This window comes from Actinomadura geliboluensis (assembly GCF_005889745.1).
GTDB lineage: Bacteria > Actinomycetota > Actinomycetes > Streptosporangiales > Streptosporangiaceae > Spirillospora > Spirillospora geliboluensis.
Map to the genome: position 1 here is coordinate 1 of NZ_VCKZ01000397.1, position 8,093 is coordinate 8,093.

At 71.9% G+C, this 8,093-nt stretch carries 8 protein-coding genes; 4 read left to right on the plus strand and 4 right to left on the minus strand.

Going from position 1 to position 8,093, the window contains the following annotated elements; translation table 11 throughout:
- The 3 genes from ETD96_RS36210 to ETD96_RS36220 all read left to right on the plus strand — a co-directional run.
- A partial coding sequence (locus ETD96_RS36210; protein ID WP_138640980.1) for an ABC transporter permease occupies positions 1 to 835 on the plus strand: 835 nt, incomplete at its 5' end.
- The gene (locus ETD96_RS36215; protein ID WP_138640981.1) at positions 832 to 1,680 is read left to right on the plus strand and encodes an ABC transporter permease; all 849 of its coding nucleotides are present in this window, start codon (positions 832 to 834) and stop codon (positions 1,678 to 1,680) included. The genes ETD96_RS36210 and ETD96_RS36215, both read left to right, overlap by 4 nt.
- Before the next feature lie 70 nt (positions 1,681 to 1,750).
- Positions 1,751 to 3,163, plus strand: coding sequence for an NAD(P)/FAD-dependent oxidoreductase (locus ETD96_RS36220; RefSeq protein WP_138640982.1), 1,413 nt, complete (start codon positions 1,751 to 1,753; stop codon positions 3,161 to 3,163).
- A gap of 76 nt (positions 3,164 to 3,239) precedes the next feature.
- On the opposite strand, the gene ETD96_RS36225 is transcribed toward ETD96_RS36220, so the two are convergent.
- Entirely contained in the window at positions 3,240 to 3,758 is a 519-nt protein-coding gene (locus tag ETD96_RS36225; RefSeq protein WP_240808486.1) for a PH domain-containing protein, read from the minus strand.
- A 137-nt stretch (positions 3,759 to 3,895) separates the two neighbouring features.
- On the opposite strand from ETD96_RS36225, the gene ETD96_RS36230 reads away from it, so the two are divergent.
- Positions 3,896 to 4,486, plus strand: coding sequence for a hypothetical protein (locus tag ETD96_RS36230; RefSeq protein ID WP_240808487.1), 591 nt, complete (start codon positions 3,896 to 3,898; stop codon positions 4,484 to 4,486).
- Here ETD96_RS36230 and ETD96_RS36235 read toward each other — a convergent pair.
- From ETD96_RS36235 to ETD96_RS36245, 3 genes are all read right to left on the minus strand, one after another.
- Positions 4,450 to 5,637 carry a hypothetical protein gene (locus tag ETD96_RS36235; RefSeq protein ID WP_138640984.1) on the minus strand — a complete coding sequence of 396 codons (1,188 nt, stop codon included), beginning with the start codon at positions 5,635 to 5,637 and terminating at the stop codon, positions 4,450 to 4,452. The two genes, ETD96_RS36230 and ETD96_RS36235, sit on opposite strands and share 37 nt — an antisense overlap.
- Positions 5,638 to 5,823: 186 nt before the next feature.
- Positions 5,824 to 6,669 carry a glutamate ABC transporter substrate-binding protein gene (locus tag ETD96_RS36240; protein ID WP_138640986.1) on the minus strand — a complete coding sequence of 282 codons (846 nt, stop codon included), beginning with the start codon at positions 6,667 to 6,669 and terminating at the stop codon, positions 5,824 to 5,826.
- Positions 6,666 to 8,093: hypothetical protein (locus ETD96_RS36245; RefSeq protein WP_338072642.1), on the minus strand; the 1,428-nt coding region annotated here is incomplete at its 5' end. The genes ETD96_RS36240 and ETD96_RS36245, both read right to left, overlap by 4 nt.

The following is an 8,093-nucleotide window of genomic DNA, read 5'->3' on the forward strand; positions in this document are numbered from 1 at the left end:
GTACCTCATGATCCTGCCGAGCGGGCTGTGGATGGCGGCGTTCTTCCTCGTCCCGATGGTGCTGATGGTGTCCCTGTCGCTGCAGACGGGCAACCTGATCGACGGGTTCCGGCAGACGTTCCACTGGCAGAACTACGTCGACGGGCTCGACACCTACGGCGACAAGTTCGTCCGGTCGCTCTGGTACGGGTTCCTGGCGACGGCGGCGTGCATCGCGATCGCCTACCCGGCCGCGTACTGGATCGCGTTCCGCGGCGGCCGGCACAAGTCGACGTACCTGTTCCTGCTCCTGCTCCCGTACTTCGTCTCGTTCATCCTGCGGACGGTGTCGTGGAAGCTGGTGCTGACCGACAACGGCCCCGTCCTCGGGCCGCTGCGCCACAGCGGGATCGTCCCGGACGACTTCCACATCCTGGACACGGGCCTCGCGGTCGTCTCCGGGCTCACCTACAACTTCCTGCCGTTCATGGTGCTGCCGATCTACGTGGCGCTGGAGCGGATCGACCACCGCGTGGTCGAGGCGGCCTACGACCTGTACGCGAGCCGCCTGCAGGCGTTCGCGAGAGTGATCCTGCCGCTGTCGCTGCCGGGCGTCTTCGCCGGCGTGATCATGACGTTCGTGCCGGTGTCGTCCGACTACGTCAACGCCGAGGTGCTCGGCGGCCCCCAGAACACCATGATCGGCAACGTGATCCAGACCGAGTACTTCAACAACAGCGCCTACCCGATGGCGTCGGCGCTGTCGTTCTCGCTGATGGCGATCCTGCTCGTCGGGATCTTCGCCTACGCGCGCACCCTCGGCACGCAGGACGTTCTGGAGGCGGCGGGACGATGACGACGCTCACCACCCCGGAGACCCCGGAGACCCCGGACGCGAGGGAGAAGCCCCCGGCGGCGCGCCCGCGCCGGAAGGTCTCGGGCCTGCACGTCTACACGCTCGTGCTGATCGCCTGGCTGATCCTGCCGATCGCGATCATGATCCTGTTCGGGTTCAACGACACCCGCAGCAAGCAGAACTTCGAGTGGCAGGGCTTCACGCTCAAGTGGTACCGGCACCTGTTCGACAAGAGCGACCTCACCACCGCCGTCGTCAACTCGCTGACGATCGCCCTGCTCAGTACGCTGATCACCACGGTCCTCGGGACGTTCGCGGGGCTCGCGCTCGGCCGCTACCGGTTCCGCGGCAAGGGCTCGACGAACCTGGTGCTGTTCATGGCGATCTCCTGCCCGGAGATCGTGATGGGCGCGTCGCTGCTGTCGATGTTCGTCACCTTCAACCTGCCGCGCGGCTACCTGACGATCCTCGTGGCGCACGTGATGTTCTCGATCGCGTTCGTCGCCGTGACCGTCCGGGCCCGCGTCGTCGGCCTCGACCCGGCGGTGGAGGAGGCGGCGCAGGACCTCGGGGCCGGACCGTGGACGCGGTTCCGCCTGGTCACGCTGCCGATGATCATGCCGGGGGTGCTGGCGGGGGCGCTGCTGGCGTTCGTGCTGTCGATCGACGACTTCATCATCACCAACTTCACCAGCGGCGCGACCGTCACCTTCCCGCTGTGGATCTACGGCTCCACCCGGACGGGCACGCCGCCGCAGGTGAACGTGATGGGCACGCTCATCTTCGCGGTCGGCGTCCTCATCGCGGTCATCTCGGCGCGCCGCAACATCCGCGCCGCCCGCTGACGGCGCCGCCCCGCCGGGGATACCGCTCGCGACACCGCATGACCTGACGACGCCGACACCGGGGGACGAGATGGACATCGTGAGGGCGCTCGCCGACGCCGAGCGTCGGCCGTTTTGGCTCCAGGACGCAGCACGCCCCGCCGCCGAGCCCGCGTTGCAGGAAACACTGACGTGCGACCTGGCCGTCATCGGCGGCGGCTACAGCGGGCTCTGGACGGCCCTGCTCGCCAAGGAGCGCGACCCGTCCCTGGACGTGGTCGTGCTGGAGGCCGGCCGGATCGGCGCCGCCGCGTCCGGGCGCAACGGCGGGTTCTGCTCGGCCAGCCTCACGCACGGCCTGGAGAACGGCGCGGGACGCTGGCCGGACGACATGCCGGCCCTAGAACGCCTCGGCCGCGACAATCTCGCCGCCATCGGCGCCACCTTGGAGCGGTACGGGATCGACGCCGAGTGGGAGCTCACCGGCGAGATGGACGTCGCGACCGAGGAGTGGCAGGTCCCCGCGCTCGAAGAGGCGGCGGCGATGGCGGCCGGACTCGGTTGGAAGCCCGTCCTCCTGGACCAGGACGCCGTCCGCGCCGAGGTCGACTCACCGACCTACCACGCGGGCCTGTGGAACCCGGCCTCCACCGCGATGGTGCATCCCGCCAAGCTCGCCTGGGGCCTCGCGGACGCGTGCCGGTCTCTCGGCGTCCGCGTCCATGAGGGCACCCGCGTCACGGGTGTGCGCTCCGAGGGGCTCATGCTCCGCCTGACGACCCCCAACGGCGCGACGGTCACCGCCCGACGGGTCGCGCTCGGCACCGGCGCGTTCCCGCCGCTCGTGAAGCGGCTCCGCAACTTCGTCGTCCCCGTGTACGACTACGCCCTGATGACCGAGCCGCTCACCGCCGCCCAGCGCGACGCCATCGGCTGGCGGCACCGCCAGGGCATCGGTGACAGCGCCAACCAGTTCCACTACTACCGGCTCACCGCCGACGACCGGATCCTGTGGGGCGGCTACGACGCCGTCTACCACTACGGCAACGGCATGAAGCCGGCGCTGGAGGACCGTCCCGCCACGTTCGAGACGCTCGCGCGGCACTTCTTCGAGACGTTCCCCCAGCTCGAAGGGATCCGCTTCACCAACGCCTGGGGCGGTGTCATCGACACGTGCAGCCGCTTCTGCGCGTTCTTCGGGACCGCCTACGGCGGCAGGCTCGCCTACGCCGCCGGCTACACCGGCCTGGGCGTCGGAGCCACCCGCTTCGGCGCGGACGTCATGCTCGACCTCCTGCGCGTCGGCCTCGCGCCCGGCGAGGAGACCGAGCGGACACGGCTGGCGATGGTGCGGTCCAAGCCCGTCCCGTTCCCGCCGGAGCCGCTCCGGTACGGCGTCATCGAGCTGACCCGCCGCGAGATCGCCCGCGCCGACCGCAACGCCGGCCGCCGCGGCCTCTGGCTCCGCACCCTCGACCGCCTCGGCCTCGGCTTCGACTCCTGACGACCGCCGGCAGGCGGCAGGCGGCGGATGGCAGGCGGCAGGCGGTAGGCGGCGGCCGGACGCGGCGCCGGGCCGCTCAGTCGGGCGAGGCGTCGGTCGTGCCGAAGATGACGGAGGAGACCTCCAGGTAGAGCTGCTCCGGGTACGGCATGAAGTTGACGCTCTTCAGCCACTGCTTCTGGCCCGCGGACTCGGTGCGGAACTCCCCGTAGCCGAACAGGCGGCCGACCATGGACCGGTTCAGCGTGATGTCGGTGACCTTGGACAGCGGCATCATCACGACGTCCCGGTTGAGGACGCCCTTGACCACCATCACCCGGTGCTCGGTGACCAGGAAGAACTCCATCGACCAGGCGAGGACCTTCCAGGCGAGGTAGCCGACGGCGAGCAGCCACAGCGCCCAGAGCCAGCCGATGCCGGTCCACGCGCTCGCGGCGCCGCACGCGATGAGCCCGGCGACGACGATCGCGGCGGGCGGGAGCAGGACGGCGGGATGCCGGCGCACCGCGATGACGCGTCCCTCGTAGGACATCAGGTACTTGTCGACGGTCCGCGACGAGGTGTCGCGGTGCACCATCATGTCCTGCAGATTCACGGCGGCGTCCTCGTCATGATCCGGGTGGTCCAACGGTAGCCGACGCGGTGCCGGGCGCGCAGCGGCGGCGCGGTAAGGGCTCTGGCCCCCCGAGAGGATCTTGTCGGCGGAAGCCGGCGCACCGGATGATGGTCGCCATGGAGTTCGCGCCGGACGTGACGGGACGGCCCATCTGGCGGCTGCTGCTGCGCGGCCTCGGCGTGTACCTGCCGGGCTGGGAGATGCCCGCGGGCGCGGTGCGGGTCCGGCACGGGACGGCGGCGGCCGGCGGGTTCGGCCCGCCCGCCTACCTGACGGGCGACGCCGGGTTCGGGGTCCAGGTGCCCGACCGCCGGCGCGGCCTCGAACCGGACCGGGAGATCTACGTGCGCGGCCGGGAGAACCCGAGCTTCGGCATCGTCGCCGCGGGCCCGGCCGCGGCGATCGGGAGCCGGGTCGTGGACGCGGGCGCGCTGATGCGGTTCGCGCGGCGGCTGACGTTCGACGAGCTTTTCGACACCGGCGACGCCGACTCCGTCCCGTACGCGGTGCGCGGCGCGCGGGCGGTGGAGAACGTGGTGTTCCTCGACCGCGCGGCGGGGATCGGGCTGTGCGCCGAGGTCGACCCGCTGACCCGCACCGCCGCGTGCCCCCTGTACGTGCGCCTCGGCGGCCCCGCGGAGCGGACGGTGCGCGTCTACGGCGCCCCGCCCTACGGGGCGGACCAGGCGGTGAGGTCCCAGAGCTGATGGGACGGCAGCCGCCGCAGCCGGACGGTCGCGGCGGCCGGGTCCCAGAAGACCTCGTCGCTCTCCAGCTCCAGCGACTGCGCGGCCGTCAGCACGGCGCACAGCAGCTCGTCCCGCGTCCGGACGGCGAGCAGCGGGCCGATCTGCGCGACGGCGCCCGAGCTCTCCGCGAGCGTCCGCAGCAGCGACTTCAGGGCCGCCTCGTCCTCGGGCGGGCGGGGCGGCTCCACCCCCGCGGGGACGCCGGGCTCGACCCGCGCGAGCCCGCGCCGGGACTCGTGGGCGCCGTTGTGCGGCAGGTCGGCGCCGGTGGAGATCAGCAGCGCGCTGAACACGCCGGCGAGGTCCTCGGAGGCGTGCCCGCCGAGGAGGTAGCGGCGCCGCTCCGGCCCGCCGGGCGCGGTGCCGTTCGCGCCCTCGGCGGTGCGGAACCGGACGTTCAGCCGGCTCGCGCGCACGCACCGCTCGTACATCTCGGTGAGGATGTCCTCCAGCTGGCCGTCGCGGGTCCACAGCCGCCCGGTGGCGGTGACGGCGTCGCCGTGGGCGCGGGGGCGGCCGGTGAGCGCTGCGGTGACGGTGTCGTCCAGCTCGCCCTCGGTGAACTGCAGCAGCTCGGCGACGACGTCCTCGACGCCCTCCAGGGTGCGGGTGAGGGTGCGCTGCAGCTCCAGGATCTCCGCGCCGCCGCGCTCGATGTCGGCGAGCCGGTCCAGGGCCGCGTCGACCTTCCCGGACGCCGACTCGCCGTGCGCCTTGGTGACTGCGCGCACCGAGGTCTCGACCTCGCCGAGCTTGCGGCGCAGCGCGGCCAGCGTGACCCGCTGCTGCTCCAGCTCGCGCAGCCGGCCGGCCTGCGCGCGCAGGTAGTCGTCGGCCTGGTGGACGAGGCCCGCCAGCTCCTCCACCTGCCCGGTGTTCTGCCGGAGCCGGCCGTCGAGCGCGGGCAGCACGTCCTGCTTGACCCGCGACAGCTCGGCGGTGAGCTGCTCGCCCACCGTGACCAGCACGTTGTTCTGCTTGGTGACCTGGTCGTTCAGCTCGTCGATCCGGCGGGTGAACGCGTTGGCCTGGTCCCGGCTCTGCTTGCCGGCGTAGAGCTCGAACGCGGCCACCACGACGCACATCACCACCAGGATGACCGTCGTCATGGTGCTCCTCGGGGGGTGACGGTGATTGCCGGGCCGGGTTTTGATCGCGACCATAACTTACGATCACGCGCGCCGACCGGAACTTACGCAACCGACTGATCTCTATGACCGGACGGTGGTGACAACCCCGCTTCACGGCGTGCCGCGAGCGGCTCCGTGCTATCGGCGGCCCGTGCCCGGGGCCGCTCAGACGCAGCCCTCGAACTGCGGGACGGTCGTGGTGATCTTCAGTCCGGAGGTGCCGAACCACCGCGTCAGCAGGCGCGCCGCCGTGCCGTCCTGGTACATCCCCGTGATCGCCTTGTTCACCGCCTCGCAGCCGTCCACGTCGCTCTTGCGGATGCCGACGCCGTACGGCTCGTCGGTGAACGGCGCGTTGACGACCGTGAGCTTGTGGCCGCTTTCGGACGCTTTGCCCGCCAGGCCCGCGAGGATCAGGTCGTCGGTGGAGACCGCGTCCAGCCGGTTCTCGACGAGGTCGGCGAGGCAGTCGGAGTAGCCGTCCTCCTCGACCGGGAGCGCGGCCACGCCCTGCTCGTCGTGGATGCGCGGGAACGACACCGACCCGCGCACCTTGCACAGCCGCCGTCCCTGCAGGTCGTGGATGTTCCGGACCTTCCGGGCGTCGGCGGCGCGGACGAGGATGTCCTGGTGCGCGACGTAGTACGGGCCCGCGAACGAGACCTTCACCTTGCGCTCCGGGGTGACGGAGTAGCTCGCCACCACCAGGTCGACGTCGCCGTGCTGGAGCATGTCCTCGCGCGTCGCCGAGGACACCGGCTTGAACCGCACGCCCGGCCCGCGGACGCCGAGGCGCTCGGCGATCTCCTTGGCGATGTCGATGTCGAAGCCCTCGTAGGCGCCGCCGTCGGTGCGCATGCCGACGCCGGGCTGGTCGCCGTTGACGCCGATGACGAGCGCGTCCTTGTCGGCGACCGACATCTCCCCGGCGTCCGCGACGCCGCACGCCGCGCCCGCGCCGAGGACCGCCAGCGCGGCGAAGGCGGCCGCCGCGAGGCGCCGCGCCCTCATTTCGACCACCGGTACTCCGCCAGCCGGGGCCGCACCCCGGCGAGCATCAGCAGGGCGATGGCGACGCCCGCGATCGGCAGCACGGCGTACCAGCCGCTCGTCCCGCCGTCGCCGTCCGTCACGGCCTCGTCGAACGCGTCCTGGTGGATGCCGCTCAACTGCTGCAGGGCGCGGTCGTACTGGGTGTAGTCGGCGGCGGCGGTGCCGCGCGCCGCGACGGCCTGGTCGCGCTGGTCGGCCTTGACGAGGTCGCGCATCCGCCGGTCGTTGGCCTGGACCTTCTGGTACGCGCCCAGGGCCTTGTTCATGACGTCCACCAGCCGCGCCTTCTGCTCGGCGGACTCCGCCGGACGGTTGGCCTCGGTGCCGAGGAAGCCGAGGAACGGCGCCCGTCCGGGCTCGAACGACAGGCCCTTCTGCACGGCCGCGTTGTACTGCGTCAGGTTGCCCGCCTTCAGATAGAGGACGGTCTGGGACTTGCTCAGGTACACCTGCTCGTAGGCGTCGGCGCGTCCGGGGTCCAGCAGGAACCGGGTCTCGTCGGCGTTCGCGCTGTTGCTGATGGCGCGCGTCCGCGACAGCGCCAGGATCGAGTCGAAGCCCTCTTCCTTGGCCTTGCGCAGATGGTCGGCCTGGCCGGTCAGCATCAGGGCGCCCGCCGCTACCAGGACCAGCGTCCCGAGCGTGGCGACCGCCAGCGGCACGTTCAGCAGGCGGCGGAAGCGCCTGGCCAGGTACACCTGGAGACCCGCAAGGGTCGCCAGCAGCACCACGCCCGCGACGAGCAGGCCCGTGCGGCCCGTGAGCACCGCCGACCGCTTGTCCTCGTAGGTGTGCCGGACGAGGGTCCCGTTGTCGAGCGTCAGGTTGTACGCCTTGGGCAGCAGGTCGAGCTTCATCAGGTCGGTCGCCTGCCGGTACAGGTCGATGACCTGCTGCGACGGCGACCCGGACGCGTGCGGGGTCTGCCGGTCGAGCAGCAGCGCCTGCCCGGCGAGGCGCTCGTAGCGGCCGAGCGCGTCGAGCAGGTCGCGGGCGGTGTTGTTCTCGGTGGTCTCGTCGGCGAGCTTGGCGGCCTTCAGCAGCGCGTCCCCGGCCTTCTGCCGGTTGTCGTCGTAGCGCTTGAGGGCCTGGTCGCGTCCGCCGCCCGGCGCGTTGCCGATCAGCAGCGCGTTGGCGAGCTGCGCGTCCATGTCGCTGAGCTGGAGGTACAGGTCGCCGGTGGCGACGACCTGCGGGCCCGCGTCGTGCCCGATGACCCGCACGCCCTCGCGGGCGTTCGCGATCGCCGCCCAGCCGATGCCGAGCAGGGCCACCAGCAGCACGAGCGACAGCGCGGTCAGCGTCCGGACGCGGGCCGCGACCGTGCGCGGGAGCAGCCGCGCGACCCCGGTGGGCGGGGCGTCGTCCACCCGCGCGAGCCG